Source organism: Streptomyces lydicus (genome assembly GCF_001729485.1).
Classification (GTDB): domain Bacteria; phylum Actinomycetota; class Actinomycetes; order Streptomycetales; family Streptomycetaceae; genus Streptomyces; species Streptomyces lydicus_D.
The window spans coordinates 3,426,924-3,445,293 of record NZ_CP017157.1; the positions used below are offsets into that span (position 1 = coordinate 3,426,924).

The 18,370-nt window shown below is 73.5% G+C and carries 14 protein-coding genes; 7 read left to right on the top strand and 7 right to left on the bottom strand.

The window, feature by feature from the left end; translation table 11 throughout:
- Nucleotides 1-8 precede the first annotated feature (8 nt).
- The 5 genes from SL103_RS14825 to SL103_RS14845 all read left to right on the top strand — a co-directional run bounded on the left by SL103_RS14825 (nucleotide 9) and on the right by SL103_RS14845 (nucleotide 8,353).
- Nucleotides 9-2,453: a GcvT family protein gene (locus tag SL103_RS14825; protein ID WP_069569361.1), complete on the top strand. Its 2,445-nt coding sequence runs from the start codon at nucleotides 9-11 to the stop codon at nucleotides 2,451-2,453.
- Nucleotides 2,454-2,537: 84 nt separating this feature from the next.
- Nucleotides 2,538-3,668 (top strand): aromatic ring-hydroxylating oxygenase subunit alpha, encoded by a 1,131-nt coding sequence (locus SL103_RS14830; protein WP_208869873.1) that lies wholly within the window; start codon nucleotides 2,538-2,540, stop codon nucleotides 3,666-3,668.
- Entirely contained in the window at nucleotides 3,661-5,127 is a 1,467-nt protein-coding gene (locus SL103_RS14835) for an aldehyde dehydrogenase family protein (RefSeq protein WP_069569366.1), read from the top strand. Before SL103_RS14830 ends, SL103_RS14835 begins: the two co-directional genes overlap by 8 nt.
- 12 nt (nucleotides 5,128-5,139) lie before the next feature.
- Nucleotides 5,140-6,768, top strand: a complete 1,629-nt coding sequence (locus tag SL103_RS14840) for an APC family permease (protein WP_069569368.1) — start codon at nucleotides 5,140-5,142, stop codon at nucleotides 6,766-6,768.
- 28 nt (nucleotides 6,769-6,796) lie between these two features.
- Nucleotides 6,797-8,353: a GMC family oxidoreductase gene (locus SL103_RS14845; protein ID WP_069569370.1), complete on the top strand. Its 1,557-nt coding sequence runs from the start codon at nucleotides 6,797-6,799 to the stop codon at nucleotides 8,351-8,353.
- A 20-nt stretch (nucleotides 8,354-8,373) separates the two neighbouring features.
- Here the strand turns inward: SL103_RS14845 and SL103_RS14850 are convergent, their stop codons facing one another.
- On the bottom strand, nucleotides 8,374-10,347 hold the full coding sequence (locus SL103_RS14850) for a heavy metal translocating P-type ATPase (protein WP_069569372.1): 1,974 nt from the start codon (nucleotides 10,345-10,347) through the stop codon (nucleotides 8,374-8,376).
- A 96-nt stretch (nucleotides 10,348-10,443) separates the two neighbouring features.
- Between SL103_RS14850 and SL103_RS14855 the strand changes: the two genes are divergently transcribed.
- Nucleotides 10,444-10,821 carry an ArsR/SmtB family transcription factor gene (locus SL103_RS14855; RefSeq protein ID WP_069569374.1) on the top strand — a complete coding sequence of 126 codons (378 nt, stop codon included), beginning with the start codon at nucleotides 10,444-10,446 and terminating at the stop codon, nucleotides 10,819-10,821.
- Between the two features lie 85 nt (nucleotides 10,822-10,906).
- Nucleotides 10,907-11,530, top strand: a complete 624-nt coding sequence (locus SL103_RS14860) for a GntR family transcriptional regulator (protein WP_069569376.1) — start codon at nucleotides 10,907-10,909, stop codon at nucleotides 11,528-11,530.
- Between the two features lie 22 nt (nucleotides 11,531-11,552).
- On the opposite strand, the gene SL103_RS14865 is transcribed toward SL103_RS14860, so the two are convergent.
- The 6 genes from SL103_RS14865 to SL103_RS14890 form a co-directional block, all read right to left on the bottom strand.
- The gene (locus SL103_RS14865) at nucleotides 11,553-12,347 is read right to left on the bottom strand and encodes a carbon-nitrogen hydrolase family protein (RefSeq protein ID WP_069569378.1); all 795 of its coding nucleotides are present in this window, start codon (nucleotides 12,345-12,347) and stop codon (nucleotides 11,553-11,555) included.
- Nucleotides 12,348-12,458: 111 nt separating this feature from the next.
- Nucleotides 12,459-13,877, bottom strand: a complete 1,419-nt coding sequence (gene aspA / locus SL103_RS14870) for an aspartate ammonia-lyase (RefSeq protein WP_069569380.1) — start codon at nucleotides 13,875-13,877, stop codon at nucleotides 12,459-12,461.
- An 81-nt stretch (nucleotides 13,878-13,958) separates the two neighbouring features.
- Nucleotides 13,959-14,990, bottom strand: a complete 1,032-nt coding sequence (locus tag SL103_RS14875) for an asparaginase (RefSeq protein ID WP_069569382.1) — start codon at nucleotides 14,988-14,990, stop codon at nucleotides 13,959-13,961.
- Between the two features lie 2 nt (nucleotides 14,991-14,992).
- The gene (locus tag SL103_RS14880) at nucleotides 14,993-15,757 is read right to left on the bottom strand and encodes a FadR/GntR family transcriptional regulator (RefSeq protein ID WP_069569384.1); all 765 of its coding nucleotides are present in this window, start codon (nucleotides 15,755-15,757) and stop codon (nucleotides 14,993-14,995) included.
- A 124-nt stretch (nucleotides 15,758-15,881) separates the two neighbouring features.
- A complete protein-coding gene (locus SL103_RS14885) occupies nucleotides 15,882-16,571 on the bottom strand; it encodes a response regulator (protein ID WP_069569386.1) in 690 nt (229 codons plus the stop codon).
- Nucleotides 16,568-18,280 (bottom strand): sensor histidine kinase, encoded by a 1,713-nt coding sequence (locus tag SL103_RS14890; RefSeq protein ID WP_069569388.1) that lies wholly within the window; start codon nucleotides 18,278-18,280, stop codon nucleotides 16,568-16,570. The genes SL103_RS14885 and SL103_RS14890 overlap by 4 nt, the downstream gene beginning before the upstream one ends.
- Nucleotides 18,281-18,370: the final 90 nt, after the last annotated feature.

An 18,370-nucleotide genomic window follows, 5' to 3' on the forward strand; every position in this document is an offset into this window, starting at 1 on the left:
GGAGGGGCATGTCCCGTACGCCCGCAAACAGTGCCCGTGTGGTTGTCATCGGCGCCGGCATCGTCGGCTGCTCCCTGGCCGACGAACTGACCGCCCGCGGCTGGACCGACGTCACGGTCCTCGAACAGGGCCCGCTGCCGGCTCCCGGCGGCTCCACCTCGCACGCACCGGGCCTGGTCTTCCAGACCGGCCCCTCCAGGACCATGACCGAGTTCGCCGCCTACACCGTACGGAAACTGGGCTCCCTGGAGGTCGACGGACTGCCCTGCTTCAACGCCGTCGGCGGGCTGGAGGTCGCCACCACCGAGGCCCGCTGGGCCGATCTGCACCGCAAGGCCGGGCTCGCCGCCTCCTGGGGCGTACGCGGTGCACTGCTCACCCCCGAGCAGTGCAAGCGGCTGTGGCCGATGCTCGACGAGTCCCAGCTCTTCGGCGGCCTGCACACCCCCGACGACGGCCTGGCCCGCGCCCTGCTGGCCTGCCGCGCCCAGATGGAACGGGCCGCCTCCCGCGGTGCCCGCTTCCTGGAGCGGCACACCGTCACCGGCATCGAGCGCGCGGACGGCCACGTCACCGGCGTCGTCACCGACCGGGGCACCTTCCCCGCCGATCACGTGGTGTCCGCCGCCGGTTTCTGGGGCCCGGTGATCGGGGCGATGGCCGGGGTGGACGTCCCGCTGCTGCCGCTGGCCCACCAGTACGCCACCACCGCGCCGCTGCCCGAACTCGCCGGCGTCAACGACCCCCGCACGGAGGCGAGCAAGCCCATCCTGCGCTTCCAGGACCGGGACCTGTACTTCCGCGAGCACACCGACCGGCTGGGCATCGGCTCCTACGCCCACCGGCCGATGCCCGTCGACCCGTTCACCGTCCCCGCCTTCGACGACGCCCCCGTCATGCCGTCCTCGCTGCCCTTCACCGAGGACGACTTCGCACCGAGCTGGCAGGACAGCGTCGGACTGCTGCCCGCACTGGGTGCGTCCGAGGTGGCCGACGGCTTCAACGGGGTCTTCTCGTTCACGCCCGACGGGATGCCGGTCCTCGGCGAATCCCGTGACCTGCGCGGATTCTGGCTGGCCGAGGCGGTCTGGGTCACCCACTCCGCGGGCGTCGCCAAGGCCGTCGCCGAGTGGATGACCGACGGCCGGCCCGCCGTCGACATCCACGAGTGCGACCTCAACCGCTTCGAGGACGCCCAGCGCTCACCCGCGTACATCGCCGACCGCGGCGCCCGGAGCTTCGTCGAGGTCTATGACGTCATCCACCCGCTGCAGCCCATGGAGCAGCCCCGGCCGCTGCGCACCAGCCCCTTCCACCCGCGCCAGCAGGAGCTCGGCGCGTACTTCCTGGAGGGCGGCGGGTGGGAGCGCCCGCACTGGTACGAGGCGAACGCACCGCTCGCCGAGGGGCTCGAACTCCCGCCGCGGGACGCCTGGTCGGCGCGCTACTGGTCGCCGATCGCCGCGGCCGAGGCGAAGGCGACGCGCGAGCGGGTCGCCCTGTACGACATGACGCCGCTGCGCAGGCTGGAGGTGACCGGGCCCGGAGCGCTGGCCTTCCTGGACGCGATGACCAGCAACAACCTCCGCAAGAAGCCCGGTGCGGTCACCTACACGCTGCTCCTGGACGAGACCGGCGGTATCCGCTCCGACCTCACCGTCGCCCGCCTGGGCACCGACCGCTTCCAGGTCGGCGCCAACTCCCCGGCGGACCTCGACTGGCTGCTGCGGCACGCGCCCGGTGAGGGGGTGCAGATCCGCGACATCACCTCGGGCACCTGCTGCATCGGCGTCTGGGGGCCGCTCGCCCGCGACCTCGTCCAGCCGCTGACCCGCGACGACTTCTCCCACGAGGGCTTCGGCTACTTCCGCGCCAAGCAGACCTACCTCGGCCACGTACCGGTGACCGCGATGCGGCTGAGTTACGTCGGCGAGCTGGGCTGGGAGGTGTACACCACGGCCGACCTGGGGCTGCGGCTGTGGGACACGCTGTGGGAGGCCGGGCAGCAGCACGGTGTGCTCGCGGCCGGCCGCTCGGCCTTCAACTCCCTGCGCCTGGAGAAGGGTTACCGGGCCTGGGGCACCGACATGACCGACGAGCACGACCCGTACGAGGCGGGCGTCGGCTTCGCCGTCCGCCTGGACAAGGAGTTCACCGGGCGGGCCGCCCTCGAAGGGAAGCAGACCCCGGCCCGTAAGCTCACCGCGCTGCTCCTCGACGACCCCGCCGCCAACGTCCTCGGCAAGGAGCCCGTCTTCCTCGACGGCGCACCGGCGGGTTACGTCACCAGCGCCGCGTACGGCTACACGCTGGGCCGCTGCGTCGCCTACGCCTGGCTGCCGACGCTCCCCGCCGGCACCGCGGTGCACATCGAGTACTTCGGCGAGAAGGTCCCGGCCACCGTCGCCGACGAGCCGCTGTTCGACCCGAAGATGACCCGCATCCGCCGCTGAGCCCCACCGGCACCCTCAACCCCGGTCACCTCACCGGGGACACCCCAACCGCCTCGCCGCCGCGCCCGCCTGAGGAGTACGCACGTGACGACGACCCCGATCTCCCCCAGCCTGATCGCCACCCTCGCCGGCCACTACTACACCGACCCCGACGTCTTCCGGGTCGAGCAGGAAAAGATCTTCGAGCAGCTGTGGTTCTGTGCCGTGCGCAGCGCCGACCTGGAGAAGCCCGGTGCCTTCCGTACCGTGCGGGTCGGCCGGGAGAGCGTCCTGATCACCCGTAACCGCGCCGGTGCGCTGCGCGCCTTCCTCAACATCTGCCGGCACCGCGGCGCCCAGCTGTGCACCGAGGAGTCCGGCGAGGTCCGCCGCAACCTCCAGTGCCCCTACCACGCCTGGACCTACGACCTCGACGGGCGGCTGGTCGCCGCCCCCAACCTGCAGAAGATGCCGGACATCGACCGCACCGAACGCGGCCTGGTCACCGTCCCGCTGCGCGAGTGGCTCGGCTACGCCTGGGTGTGCCTGGCCGACGAGCCGCCGTCGTTCGAGGACACCGTGATCGGTGCGGCCACCGAGCGGCTGGGCGATCCGGCTGCCATCGAGCACTACCGCACCGAGGGGCTCGCCCTCGGGAAGCGCCACACCTATGACGTGCGCGCCAACTGGAAGCTCATCATCGAGAACTTCATGGAGTGCTACCACTGCGCCACGATCCACCCCGAACTCACCGAAGTGCTCCCGGAGTTCGCCGACGGGCTGGCCGCCCAGTACTACGTCGGCCACGGCGCGGAGTTCGCCGAGGAGGCCGCCGGGTTCACCGTCGACGGCAGCGCGGGCTTCGGCCGCCTTCCGGGCATCGAGGACGCCCAGGACCGCCGCTACTACGCGATCACCGTCCGGCCGCAGGTGTTCGTCAACCTCGTCCCCGACCACGTCATCGTGCACCGGATGTTCCCCATGGCGCCGGACCGCACCGTCGTCGAGTGCGACTGGCTCTACCTCCCCGAGATCGTCGACGCCGGCGTGGACGTCTCCAGGTCCGTGGAGCTCTTCCACCGGGTCAACTCCCAGGACTTCGACGCCTGTGAGCGCACCCAGCCGGCGATGCACTCCCGCGCCTACCGTGACGGCGGGGTACTCGTTCCCAGCGAGCACCACATCGGCGCCTTCCACCAGTGGGTCACCGAGCGGCTGGAGGGCGGGCATGCCTGACCTGTTCATCGACGGCCGCTGGCGCTCCCCGTTCACCGACCGGACCCGCGAGATCCGCTGCCCCGCGGACGGCAGCCTGGTCGCCGTCGTCGACGAGGCCGGCGGCAAGGACTCCCTGGACGCCGTCGCCGCCGCCCGCCGCGCCTTCGACCAGGGCCCCTGGCCGCACACCCCGGACGCCGAGCGCGGCGACCTGCTGCTGCGGGTCGCCGGCCTCCTGGAACGGGACAAGCCGGCGCTGGCCCGCGCGGAGTCCCTGGACACCGGGAAACGCCTCGTGGAGAGCGAGGCCGACATCGACGACATCGCCGCCTGCTTCCGCTACTTCGGCCGCCTCGCCGGCACCGGGGACGGCCGGGTGGTCGACCCGGGCACGCCCGGCGTCGACAGCCGCGTCGTCCACGAGCCGATCGGGGTCTGCGCCCTGATCACCCCCTGGAACTACCCGCTGCTGCAGACCGCGTGGAAGGTCGCCCCGGCCCTCGCCGCGGGCAACACCTTCGTCCTGAAGCCCAGCGAACTCACCCCGCACACCGCCCTCGCCCTGATCCGGCTGCTCCAGGAGGCCGGACTGCCGGACGGCGTCGCCAACCTGGTCCTGGGCACCGGCCCGGAGGTCGGCGCCCCGCTCGCCGACCACCCGGACGTCGACATGGTCTCCTTCACCGGAGGTCTGCTCACCGGGCGGCGGATCATGGCGGCGGCGGCCGGCACCGTCAAGCGCGTCGCCCTCGAACTGGGTGGCAAGAACCCCAACATCGTCTTCGCGGACGCCGACTTCGACACCGCCGTCGACCATGCCCTGACCGCGGTCTTCCTGCACTCCGGCCAGGTCTGCTCGGCCGGTGCCCGGCTGCTGGTCGAGGACGGACTGCACGACCGGTTCGTCGACGAGGTCGTGCGCCGCGCCCGGCTCATCCGGCTCGGTGGCCCCTTCGACGACCACGCCCGTACCGGGCCGCTGATCTCCGCCGCGCACCGCGCCAAGGTCGAGGCGTACGTGGCCGCCGGACTCGCCGAGGGCGCCGTGCTGCGCTGCGGCGGCGCCCGCCCGGACGACCCGGCGCTCGCCGGCGGCCACTACTACCTGCCCACCGTGCTCGACGAGTGCCACGGCGCGATGTCCGTGGTGCGCGAGGAGTCCTTCGGGCCGGTGCTGACCGTCGAGCGCTTCGGCGACGAGGCCGAGGCGGTGCGGCTGGCCAACGACACCGTCTACGGGCTGGCCGGCGCCGTGTGGACCACCGACCAGGCCAGGGCCGACCGGGTCAGCGCCGCGCTGCGCCTGGGCACCGTGTGGATCAACGACTACCACCCCTACCTCCCGCAGGCGGAGTGGGGCGGCTTCAAGCAGTCCGGAACCGGCCGGGAACTCGGCCCCAGTGGTCTGGCGGAGTACCGCGAGATCAAACACATCTGGCGCAACACCGCACCCGCGCCACTGCACTGGTTCGACTGAGGAGGAACGCTCTTGACCTCACCTGACGCGGCGCCGGCGAGAGGCGGCACGCGGAACGACTCCCCGCCCGACGCGCACGACGACACCGAGCTCGCCGAATTCGGTTACCGCCCCGAACTCAAGCGCACCCTCGGCAACTTCCACACCTTCGCCGCCGGCATCAGTTACATCTCCATCCTCACCGGCACCTTCCAGCTCTTCTACTTCGGCTACGGCATCGGCGGCCCCGCCTACTGGTGGTCCTGGCCGATGGTCTTCGTCGGCCAGCTGATGATCGCCCTCTCCTTCGCCGAGCTGGCCGCCCGCCACCCCGTCGCCGGCTCCGTCTACAACTGGGCCAAGAAACTGGGCAATCCGCACATCGGCTGGCTGGCCGGCTGGATGATGCTGGTCGCCTCGATCGTGTCGCTCGCGGCGGTGGCGCTCGCCTACCAGCTGACCCTGCCGAAGATTTCCGCCGTCTTCCAGTTCGTCGGCGACGGCACCGGAACGTACGACGTGGCGACGAACGGTGTGCTGCTGGCGACCGCGCTGATCGTGTTCACCACCCTGGTCAACGCCTTCGGCGTCAAGCTCATGGCACGGATCAACACCGCGGGCGTCTTCATCGAGCTGGTCGCCACCGTCGTGCTGATCGCGCTGTTCGCCGTCCACGTCGTGCGCGGTCCGGGCGTGGTGCTGGGGACCCACCACGCCGGCGCCGGCCAGCACCTGGGGTACCTGGGGGCCTTCCTCACCGCCTCGCTGGCCTCCGCGTACGTCATGTACGGCTTCGACACCGCGGCCTCGCTCGGCGAGGAGTCCCTCGACCCCTCCCGCAACGCGCCGCGCGCCATCCTCCGGGCGCTGATCGCCTCGTTCGTGCTCGGCGGGCTGATCCTGCTGCTCGCGATGATGAGCGTGAGCAGCCTGAACGGGAAGGGGCTGACCACCGACGGCCTCCAATACGTGGTGCTCGACGTGCTGGGTGACACCGGCGGCAAGGCGATGCTGTGGTGCGTGCTGATCGCGGTCACGGTCTGCGCGCTGGCCGTGCACACCGCCGCCATCCGGCTGGCGTTCGCCATGTCCCGGGACAACAACCTGCCCGCCGCGTCGCTGATGGCGAAGGTCAGTCCGCGCTTCCGGACGCCCGTACTGCCCGCGGTCGTCGTCGGGGTGCTCTCGCTGGGCGTCCTGCTGCTCAACATCCGCCAGCCGCAGATCTTCTCCGTGGTGACCAGCATCGGCATCATCATGATCTACCTGGCGTATCTGCTGGTCACCGCGCCGATGCTGGTGGCCAGGGTGCGCGGCAGGTGGACGCCGGCCGACGGCGGCCGCTTCACGCTGGGCCGCTGGGGCCTGCCGGTCAACGTCCTCGCCGTCCTCTGGGGTGCCGGCATGATCGTCAACCTCGCCTGGCCCCGGGATGCGGTGTACAACGCCACCCCGCCGCACCACTGGTATCTGCGCTGGGGCGCGGTGCTGTTCGTCGGCGCCGTGGCGCTCGGCGGCTTCGCCTACTACTGGTTCGTCCAGCGGCACCGCACCGGTGTCCTCGCCGAGCACGCCGCGCCGCTGTCCACCGCTGACGCCCCTGACGCCCCCGACGCCCCCGACGCCCCCGACGCCCCCGTCACCGTCCCGGCGCAGGACTGATCCTGACCTGCAAGGAGGTCAACTCCCCATGCCCACAGAAGAGTTCGACTACGTCATCGTCGGCGGCGGTACCGCGGGGAACGTCGTGGCCGCCCGGCTCAGCGAGGACCCGTCCGTCACCGTCTGCGTCCTGGAGGCCGGCCCGTCCGACGTCGGCGACGACAACGTCCTGCGCCTGGACCGCTGGATGGCGCTGCTGGAATCCGGCTACGACTGGGACTACCCCGTCGAGCCCCAGGAGAACGGCAACAGCTTCATGCGGCACGCCCGCGCCAGGGTGCTCGGCGGCTGCTCCTCGCACAACTCCTGCATCGCCTTCTGGGCACCGGCCGAGGACCTCGACGGGTGGGAGGCGGCCGGGTGCACGGGCTGGGGCGCCCGGGACACCTTCCCGCTCTACCGGCGGCTGGAGAGCAACGACGCGCCCGGCGACCACCACGGCCGCAGCGGCCCGGTCACCCTGCGCACCATCAAGGGCGCGGACCCCTGCGGCACGGCCCTGCTGGCCGCCTGCGCCGAACACGGCATCCCCACCACGCCGTTCAACACCGGGCGGACCGTCCTCCGCGGCGCCAACTGGTTCCAGATCAACTCGGACGAGAACAACACCCGCCAGTCCTCCTCCGTGGCCTACCTCCACCCCGTCATGGGCAAGCGGCCCAACCTCACCGTCCGCACCGGAGTCCGCGCCGAACGCCTGCTGATCGACGAAGACCGCCGCTGCACCGGGGCCACGTACCTCGACCCCGATCTGATCCACACCCGTACGGTGCGGGCCCGGCGCGAGACCGTCGTCTCCTGCGGCTCGATCGACACCCCCAAGCTGCTGATGCTCTCCGGCATCGGGCCGGCCGAGCACCTGCGCGAGGTCGGCGTGGACGTGGTGGTCCACTCGCCGGGGGTGGGGGAGAACCTCCAGGACCACCCCGAGGGCGTGATCATGTGGGAGGCCGCGCGGCCCATGGTCACCACCTCCAATCAGTGGTGGGAGATCGGCATCTTCGCCGACACCGAGCCCGGCCTCGACCGGCCCGACCTGATGTTCCACTACGGTTCCGTGCCCTTCGACCTGAACACCGCCCGGTACGGCTACCCGACCTCCGAGAACGCCTTCTGCCTCACCCCGAACGTCACCCGCGCCCGCTCCCGCGGCACGGTCCGGCTGCGCACCCGCGACTTCCGCGACAAGCCGCGGGTCGACCCGCGCTACTTCACCCACGAACACGACGTACGGGTGATGACGCACGGTCTGCGCCTCGCCCGTGAGATCGTCTCCCGGGCCCCGATGGCCGAGTGGGCCGGCGCCGAACTCGCCCCCGGCCCCGACGTCCGCACCGACGACGAACTCCTCGACTACATCCGCACCACCCACAACACCGTCTACCACCCCTCCTGCACGGTGAAGATGGGCGCGGCCGACGACGCCATGGCGCCGCTGGACGCCCGCCTGCGGGTCAAGGGCATCGCGGGACTGCGGGTCGCCGACGGGTCGGTGATGCCGGAGCTGGTCACCGTCAACCCCTGCATCACGACCATGATGATCGGGGAGAAGTGCGCCGACATGGTGCGCGAGGACGCCGGGTGAGCCCGGGGAGCCGCTGACCGTCAGGCCGGGCCGGCCGCCCGCCGCCACGCGGCCCCGCGCAGCAGCCGCAGGCCGTTGAGGCCCACCAGGACGGTGGAGCCCTCGTGGCCGAGGACGCCCAGCGGCAGCGGCAGGTCCCCGGCCAGGTCCCAGACCACCAGGCCGGAGAGGAAGACCGCGGCGACGACGAGGTTCTGCACGACCAGTCGGCGGGCCGCCCGGGAGAGCCGCAACACGGCCGGGACGGCGCCGAGTTCGTCCCGGACGACGACCGCGTCGGCGGTCTCCAGGGCGAGGTCGGAGCCGGCCCGGCCCATCGCGATGCCGGTGTGCGCGGCGGCCAGCGCCGGGACGTCGTTCACCCCGTCACCGACGACCAGCACCCGGCGGCCGGCCGCTTCCTGTGCGCGTACCGCGCCCACCTTGTCCTCGGGCAGCAGTCCGGCCCGTACGTCGGTGATGCCGACCTCGGCGGCGAGGCGGGCCGCGGCGCGCGGGTTGTCGCCGGTCAGCAGGGTCGGGGCGCGGCCGGTGAGGGCGTGGAGGGAGGCAAGGGCGGCGGCCGCGCCGGGGCGCAGCCGGTCGGTGAGGCCCAGCACCCCGGCCGGGGCGCCGTCGCGCAGGACGAGGACCGCGGTGTGCCCGGCCTCCTCCAGTTCCGCGACGAGCGCGCCGGTCCGTGCGGCCGCCGGGCCGTCGGCGGGCCGCAGCCGGGCCGGGGAGCCGACCGCGATCCGGGCGCCGTCGACGGTGGCGCGGACGCCGGTGCCGGGGGAGGCGGTGAACTCCTCGGCGGCCGGCAGCCGCAGACCGCGGGCGTGGGCGGCGGCCACCAGCGCCCGGGCCAGCGGGTGTTCGCTGGGGCGCTCGGCGGCGGCCGCCAGGATCAGCAGTGTTTCCTCGTCGAGGCCGGTGCCCGGCAGCGGCCGGACGGCGGCGACCTCGGGCGTGCCCTCGGTCAGGGTGCCGGTCTTGTCGAACGCGACGGCGTCGACCCGGCCGAGGCGTTCCATCACGACGGCGGACTTGACCAGGACGCCGTGCCGTCCGGCGTTGGCGATGGCCGACAGCAGCGGCGGCATGGTCGCCAGCACCACCGCGCACGGCGAGGCGACGATCATGAAGGTCATCGCCCGCAGCAGGGAGCGGGTCAGCTCCGCGCCGAGCAGCAGCGGGACGACGAAGACGCCGAGGGTGACGGCCACCATGCCGACCGAGTAGCGCTGTTCGACCCGCTCGATGAACAGCTGGGTCGGCGCCTTGGTTCCGGACGCCTCGGCCACCATGGCCACGATCCGGGCGATGACGCTGTCGCCGGCGTCGCGCTCGACCCGGACCGTGAGCGCGCCGGTGCCGTTGAGGGTGCCGGCGAACACCTCGTCGCCGGGCTCCTTGGGCACCGGCAGCGGTTCGCCGGTGATGGTGGCCTGGTCGGCCTCGCCGGCCCCGTCGAGGACGCGGCCGTCCGCGCCGACCCGCTCGCCGGGACGGACCAGCACGACGTCGCCGACGGCGAGGTCCGCGGTGGCCACGCGCTGTTCGGTGCCGTCCGGGGCCAGCCGGGTCGCGGTCTCCGGCGCGAGCGTGAGCAGTCCGCGCACCGAGTCCTCGGTACGGGCGGTGGCCAGCGCCTCCAGGGCGCCGGAGCACGCGAAGATGACGATCAGCAGGGCGCCGTCCAGCACCTGGCCGATCGCGGCCGCCCCGAGGGCCGCGACGATCATCAGCAGGTCGACGTCGAGGGTCCGCGCGCGCAGCGCCCGCAGCCCGGACCAGGCCGGTTCCCAACCGCCCGTCACATAGGCGACGGCGTGCAGCACGCCCCAGGTCCAGGCCGGCGCGCCGGTCAGCTGGAGCGGCAGGGCGAGCAGGAACGCGGTGGTCGCCGCGGCCGCCCACCGGGCCTCGGCCAGCGCGAGCACGCGGGTGCGACGGGGCACGGTCCGGCGCGGCGCGGTGGTCCGCGGCGGACGCTGCAACACGGCAGAAGGCATGACGGCACAACCCTTCACGGGCGGAGAAGCGGCAACCCCGCCACCGTACAGGAACGAATGAACAGGTCTTCATCTGTCGTCGTTAGGATGGGCCCCATGGGTCACGGAACGGATCACCGCAGCACCACCCGCGAGCGCCTGGACGCGGTGGGCGCCGACGATGTCGCCGCGACCCTGCAGGCCCTGTCGACCCCTTCGCGGCTGCGGATCCTCGCCCGCCTCCAGGAAGGCCCCTGCGCTGTCGGCGACCTCGCCGCCGCCGTGGGCATGGAGCAGTCCGCCTGCTCCCACCAGCTCCGGCTGCTGCGCAACCTCGGGCTGGTCACCGGCGAGCGCAACGGCCGCTCGATCGTCTACGGGCTCTACGACCACCATGTCGCCGAGCTCCTCGACCAGGCGCTGTTCCATGTCGAGCATCTGCGCCTGGGGCTGCGTGACGCGCCGTCAGCGACGCAGGACACGGCGGGTCGTTGACCGCCACCCACCGTGTAACCTGCGCATTCAGCCGGCGCGCAGGGCCGGCCGGGGGCGTATGGATCTTCACGAGGGGGAACGGGCGATGCAGTCGGGGCGCGAGAAGGCGTACGCGTATCTGAAGGACAGCGTGCTGACCGACCCCGAGATGCAGGACCGGTTCCTGTCCGAGCAGGAGATCGCCGACCGGATCGGGGTCTCCCGCACGCCGATCCGCGAGGCCCTGCTGCTGCTCGCCGCCGAGGACCTGGTGCGCCTGGTGCCGAAGCGCGGGGCGCACATCGCCCCGCTGTCCGGGCGGGAGATCACCGAGCTGATCGAGATGCGCCGGCTGCTCGAACGCTTCGCCGCCGCGCACACGACGGCCGCGGGCACCGCCCCCGTCGACGAGATGGCCGCCCTCCTCGCGGGCCAGGAGCGGCTGCGCGGCGCGGACCGGGCCAAGGAGTTCCTCGCCGCCGACCACCGCTTCCACGCCGCCCTCGTCGACGCGGTCGGCAACTCGCTGATGAGCAGGCAGTACGCCGCCCTGCGCAGCCGTCAGAGCAGGGCCGGCGTACGGGTGCTGCACCGGGGCGGCCACCAGGACGAGATGCTCGCCGAGCACCGGCGGATACTCGACGGGCTGGCCGCCGGCGACGCCGCGGCCGCCTGCGCGGCCATCGACAGCCACCTCCAGGCCACCCGGCGCCTCCTCCTGGCCGCCTGACCCCGCCCGGCGGACCCCGTTCCTACAGCCGCCGGTTGTCCAGCACCGCCACGGCGCGCCGCACCCGCTCGGCCTCCTCGACGTCCACGTCGGCCACCAACAGCTCGGGCGCGCTGCCCAGTTGGGCGCGTACGGTGCCGTCGGGGCCGATCAGCGCGCTGTGTCCGACGCCGGTCGGTGCCTTCGTGGGCACCTCCGGGTCGGCCTGCTGATCCGGCGCCGACTGGCCCACCGCGGCGAGCCAGACCGTCGCGTCCAGCGCGCGGGCCCGCACCAGCAGATCCCACTGGGCGCGCTTCCCGGGCCCGGCCCCCCAGGCGGCGGGCAGCACGGACACGGTCGCCCCGGCGTCCGCGTGCGCCCGGAACAGCTCGGGGAACCGCAGGTCGTAGCAGGTCGCCAGGCCCACGCCGACCCCGTCGACGTCGAGGGTCACCACCCGCGAGCCGGCGGCGACGGTGTCGGACTCCCGGAACCCGAACGCGTCATAGAGGTGGATCTTGTCGTAGGAGTCCTCGACGCCGGGTCCGGTCGCGAGCAGCGTGTTGGCGACCCGCCCCTCGGGCGCCGGGGTGAACATGCCCGCCACCACCGTCACCCCCGTCTCACCGGCGACGGACCGCACGCCCTCGGCCCACGGGCCGTCCAGCGGCTCGGCCACCGGCCCGAGCGGCACCCCGAACCGCACCATGGTCGCCTCCGGGAAGACCGCCAGCCGCGCGCCCTCCCGCGCCGCCCGCCGCACCTGTTCCCGTACGGCGGCGAGGTTCTCCTTGGGGTCGGTCGAGGCCGTCATCTGGCACAGCGCGATACGCATGCAATCTCTCTCTTCCCTCGTGCTTCGGTCGTGCCGATTCTCGTCCCGAAGCGGCCGGAGCGACAGCCGGACCCGGCGCGGCGGGCGGGTCCGGGCCGTCCTCGGGGGCCGTCAGGCCGGGGCAGGGCTCCCGCCGGTGCCCGCGAGCTCCTCCGGGCGCAGCAGTGCGGCGAGCCGCTCGGCCGGCAACAGACCCTTCTCCAGGACGAGTTCGGCGACCCCGCGCCCGGTGGCGAGCGCCTCCTTGGCGATCGCGGTGGCGGCGGTGTAGCCGATGTGCGGGTTGAGGGCGGTGACCAGGCCGATGGAGTTCTGCACGCTCGCGCGCAGGGTCTCGGTGTTGGCGGTGATGCCCGTCACGCAGCGCTCGGCGAGGGTGCGGCAGGCCGCCCCGAGGTGGGTGATGCTCTCCGAGAGGGAGTGCAGGATGACCGGCTCGAAGGCGTTGAGCTGGAGCTGGCCCGCCTCGGCGGCCATGGTGATGGTGACGTCGTTGCCGATCACCTCGAAGGCGACCTGGTTGACGACCTCCGGGATCACCGGGTTGACCTTGCCCGGCATGATGCTCGAACCGGCCTGGACCGGCGGCAGGTTGATCTCGGCCAGGCCCGCCCGCGGGCCGGAGGACAGCAGCCGCAGATCGTTGCAGCTCTTGGAGAGCTTGACGGCGATCCGCTTGAGGACGCCGGAGAGATGGACGAAGGCCCCGCAGTCCTGGGTCGCCTCGACGAGGTTGGCGGCGGTCACCAGCGGCAGCCCGGTGAGCGCGGCCAGGTGGCCGCGGGCCGCTTCGGCGTAGCCCTCGGGGGCGTTGAGCCCGGTGCCGATGGCGGTGGCGCCGAGGTTGATCTCGTGGATGAGCAGGACGGCCTCGGCCAGCCGGCTCTGGTCCTCCTCCAGCATCACCGCGTACGCGGAGAACTCCTGGCCCAGCGTCATCGGCACCGCGTCCTGGAGCTGGGTGCGCCCCATCTTCAGCACCTCGCGGAACTCCACGGCCTTGGCGGCGAACGCCTCGCGCAGCACGCCCATCGCGTCGAGCAGCTCCCGTACGGCGCTGACGGTGGCGACCTTCACCGCGGTCGGGTAGACGTCGTTGGTCGACTGGCCCAGGTTGACGTGCTCGTTGGGGTGCAGATGGCGGTAGTCGCCCCTGGCGTGGCCCAGGAGCTCCAGCGCGCGGTTGGCGATCACCTCGTTGGCGTTCATGTTCGTCGAGGTGCCGGCCCCGCCCTGGATGACGTCGACGACGAACTGGTCGTGCAGCCGGCCGTCCTCCCGGATCTCCCGGCAGGCGGCGGCGATCGCGTCGGCCCGCTGCGGGTCCAGCAGCCCGAGGTCCTGGTTGGCGCGGGCGGCGGCCTCCTTGACGGCGGCGAGCGCGTTGATCAGATGCGGGTAGGCGGCGATCGGCGTACCGGTGATGGGGAAGTTCTCCACGGCGCGCAGGGTGTGCACGCCCCAGTACGCGTCGGCGGGTATCTCGCGGTCGCCGAGCAGATCGTGTTCGGTGCGGTGGGCGGCGGTCATGGCGCGGGTGGTGTCCTTCGTCGGGGGAGGGGTGCCGCCCGCGGGGTCCCCGGGGGCGGCCGGCGGTGGGCTGACGTGGTGTCAGGTGCGGGGGTCGGGGGCGGCGAGTGCTCCCGCGGCCCGGAGTTCTCCGACCGGGGCGCCGCCGCCGATGACCGGGGTGGCGGCGAAGGCGGCGAGCACGTCGGGGTCGACGCCGCAGTGCGCCAGCGCCGCCGCCGTCACCGGCATCCGGGCGCGGTCGGCGCCGTCGGCGATCTTCACGCCGACCGCCCGGCCGTCCGGCAGTGCCGCGATCTGGACGCCCTCGAAGCCGTCCTTGGCCAGCAGGCCGGGCAGCGCGCGCACCAGCCGGGCGGTGTCCCGGCCCGCGCCGGAGACCATCTCCGGATGGTTGCGCATGGCGTGCGCGACCCGGCCCTCGTCGGTGTCCGGGGCGGCGGTCGCGAGCCGTGCGGCGGCCCGGGTCAGCCCGTGCAGGGAGACCGCGAACAGCGGGGCGCCGCAGCCGTCGACGGTGACGCGGGCGATGCCCTGACCGGTGAGGTCCGCCACGGTCGCGGCGATCTCCGACTGCACCGGGTGCGCCAGGTCGAGGTAGTCGTCCAGCCGCCGGCCCCCGGCCAGGGCGGTCAGCAGCATCGCGGCGTGCTTGCCCGAGCAGTTCTGGGCGAGCCGGCTGGGGCCCAGCCCGCGCCGGAGCCATGCCTCCCGTTCGGCGGCCCCGTACGGCAGGTCGGGCACGTTGCGCAGCCGCTCCTCGGTCAGCCCGGACGTGGCGAGGATGCGCCGGGCGGTGGCCAGGTGCCGCTCCTCGCCGGAGTGGCTGGCCGCGACCAGGGCGAGCGCCTCGTCGTCCAGCGGCGGCAGCCCCGCGCGCAGCAGGCCGACCGCCTGGAACGGCTTGAGCGCCGAGCGCGGGTAGAACGCGGCCTCGATGTCGCCCGCCTGGAACGCGACGCTCCCGTCGGCCGCGAGCACCACGACCGAGCCGTGGTGGACGCCCTCGACGATGCCGCCGCGCACCACATGGGCGACGGGCACGTGGGCCGGCTCGCGGACCTCGGGCGGTGCCTGCGGTGCGCGGTGCGGTGCGGTGATGTTCCGGCTCATGATCAGCTCTCGGTGCTTTCGGTGTTCTCGGGGGCTTCGCCGGCTTCGGCGTGCGAGCGGGCCGTGCGGCCGGCCGGCCGCACGATGGTGGTCAGCGTCGTCTCGACGCGGGCGAGGTGGTGCGCCATGGCGTCCGCGGCGTCCTGCTCGGAGCTGTCGACGAGCGCCTCGACGATCGCCCGGTGCTCGCGGTTGGACTGCTCACGCCGCCCGCCGAGCTCGTTGAGGAACGCCGACTGGCGGGCCAGCGCGTCGCGGATCTCCTCGATGACCCGGCGGAACACCGGGTTGCGGGCCGCCTGGGCGACGGCGAGGTGGAAGAGCGTGTCCATCGCCACCCACGCGGTGGTGTCGGTCTCCCGCTCCATCCGCTCCAGCAGACGGTCCAGGTGATCGAGGTCCTCCGGCGTACGGCGCAGCGCCGCGTATCCGGCCACCGGGATCTCCACGTGGCGGCGCACCTCCAGCAGGTCGCTCGCCGCGTAGTCGCCGAAGGTGGGGTCCGCGACCGCGCCGTCGGAGACCACGAAGGTGCCCTTGCCGGTGCGCGAGACCGTGAGCCCCATGGTCTGCAGCGCCCGCAGCGCCTCCCGGAGCACCGGCCTGCTCACCTCCAGGCGGCGGCAGAGCTCCGCCTCCGAGGGGAGTTTGTCCCCGACCGCGTAGTCGCCCCGCTCGATGGCGCCGCGCAGATGGTTCAGGACCGCTTCCATCGCGCTGACCCGCCGGGGCACCGGACCAGCTGTCTGGCTGTCTGACAGGTTCACCCAGGGATCGTCGGCCCCGGTGGGGGGAGCTGTCAAGCGGGGGCCCCGCGGGAATTCGTCAGCGCCCTGCCGACGCCCTGGTCGCCGGCCGCCGCGGCAGGCCGGAACGGGCCGGGCCGGGGGCTCAGCGGGCGGCCCACCGGTAGAGGTGCTCCGGACGCCCGGTGTCGCCGTACTTCAGGGTCAGGGTGATGTGGCCGCTGCGCTCCAGGTGCTTGAGGTAGCGCTGCGCGGTGGAACGGCTGACCCCGGAGCGCGCCGCGACCTCATGGGCGGACAGCGGATGGCCCGCCCCGTCCAGGACGCGGCGGATCAGGCCGACGGTGGCCGCCGAGTGGCCCTTGGGGAGTTCGGTGTGCGGCGCCTCGGTGGTCCGGAAGGCGCCGAAGATCCGGTCGACCTGCTCCTGTCCGGCCTCGCCGCGGCCGCCCACGCCCTCGACGGTACGGCGCAGCGCGGCATAGCCGTCGAGCTTGGCGCGCAGCCCCGAGTAGCCGAACGGCTTGACGAGGTACTGCAGCGCGCCGGAGCGCATCGCGTCCTGGATCGTGGCCACGTCGCGGGCCGCCGTCACCATGATGACGTCGGTGCGGTGGCCGAGCTGCCGCAGCCGCCGCACCAGCGCCAACCCCGTCTCGTCGGGCAGATAGTGGTCGAGCAGCACCAGGTCCACCGGGGTGCGCTCCAGCGCGGCCAGCGCCTGGGCGGCGGTGTGCGCCCGGCCCGCGACGCGGAAGCCGGGCACCTGGGAGACGTACGCGGCGTTGATCTCGGCGACGTGGAAGTCGTCGTCCACGACCAGGACGTCGATCATCGTGGCTCTCCGCTCACCGTGGGTCTTCGCTCCTCGTGGCCGTGCTGCCCGCGCGCCGGCGCGGCCGGCCGTTCGCCGGGGCCGTCCGGCGCCGCGCCGTGCGGGGCGAGCGCCTCGGGCAGCACGACCGTGAACACCGCGCCGCCGCCGGCGCGTGCGGTCACCCGCGCCATTCCGCCGTAGCGTTCGGCGAGCCGGCGCACCAGCGCCAGGCCGATGCCCCGCCCGCGCACCGGCGCGCCCCCGGCGGTCCCCGGGTGGGCGGCCTTGGTGGACCAGCCCTCGGCGAAGACCCGCTCGCGCCGCTCCGGCGGCACCCCTGGCCCGTTGTCCGCCACCCGCAGTACGGCCGTGGTGCGCTCGGCCCGCAGCTCCACCTCGACGAACGGCGCCTCGCGGCGGTGCCCGGCGGTGGCGTCCAGGGCGTTGTCGATGAGATTGCCCAGTACGGTCACCAGGTCGCGCGGGTCCACCACCGCGTCGGGCAGCAGCGTCGCCGGCGCGATCCGCAGGGAGACGCCGCGTTCGGCGGCGATCGCCGCCTTGCCGACGAGCAGCGCGGACAGCAGCGGATCGTGCACCCGCTCGGCGATCTGCTCCGCCGACGCCCGGTGGGCGCTGGTCACCTCGGTGACGAACTCCACGGCCGTGGCGTACCGGCCGAGTTCGAGCAGCCCGCGCAGCGTGTGCAGCTGGTTGGCGTGCTCGTGGTCCTGCGCCCGCAGCGCGTCCAACAGGCCCTGGGTGCTGTCGAGTTCACGGCCCAGCAGCTCCAGTTCGGTACGGTCCCGCAGCGTCACCACCGCCCCGCCGTCCCGGGTCGGCACGCGGTTGGCGATCAGTACCCGGCCACCGCAGACGGCCAGCAGATCCGCCCCGTCCACCCGCCCGGCCAGCACCTCGGTGGTCCGGCCGGGCGGCAGCACCTCGTCCAGCGCCCGCCCCGCGGCCCCCGCACCGATCCCGAGCAGCCGCCCGGCCTCGTCGTTGACCAGCCGGATCCGGCCCCGGCTGTCGAAGGCCACCACCCCCTCGCGGATGCTGTGCAGCATCGCCTCGCGCTCGTCGAGCAGCGCGGAGATGTCGGCGAACGCGACCCCGTGCGTACGGCGGCGCAGCCGGCGGGAGAGCACGACGGCCGCCAGCACCCCGACGGCCAGCGCCGCGCCCGCGTACCGCAGCACGGTGGGGATGGTGCCCATCAGCCGCCCCCGGACGCTGTCGTAGGCGATGCCGACCGACACCGCGCCGACGATCCGGCCGCGGCCGTCCCGCAGCGGGACCTTGGCGCGGGCCGACCGGCCCAGCGTCCCGGTGTCGATCTGCCGCACCTCCTGGCCGGCGAGGGTGCGGCTGGGGTCGGTGGAGACGTGTTGGCCGATCTCGGCGGGATTGGTGTGCGACCAGCGCACCCCGTGGGGGTCCATCACCACGATGTACAGCGCGCCGGTCGCCCGGCGGATCCGTTCGGCGTCGGCCTGCACCGGTCCTCTCGGGTCCGGCACGGTGGCGGTCAGCTCGCGGGCCAGGTCCGGGTCGGCGGCGGCGGTCTGCGCGATGGCCAGCGCCCGCCGCATGGCCTGGTCGTCGAGCTGGGAGCTGAGCGGCGCGAGGAACAGGCCGGTGGCGAGGACCATCACACCGGTGGTGAGGGTGACCTGCGCCGTGAGGACCTGCGCGAAGACGCGTCTGGGCCAGTGGATCCGCATGCCTCTCCCTCGTCCTCGGCCCTCCGCGGTATGCGGAACCGGCGCGTCCTCTTCACCACCGGGTGCCCGCACCGTAAGCCCTGTGTGAGC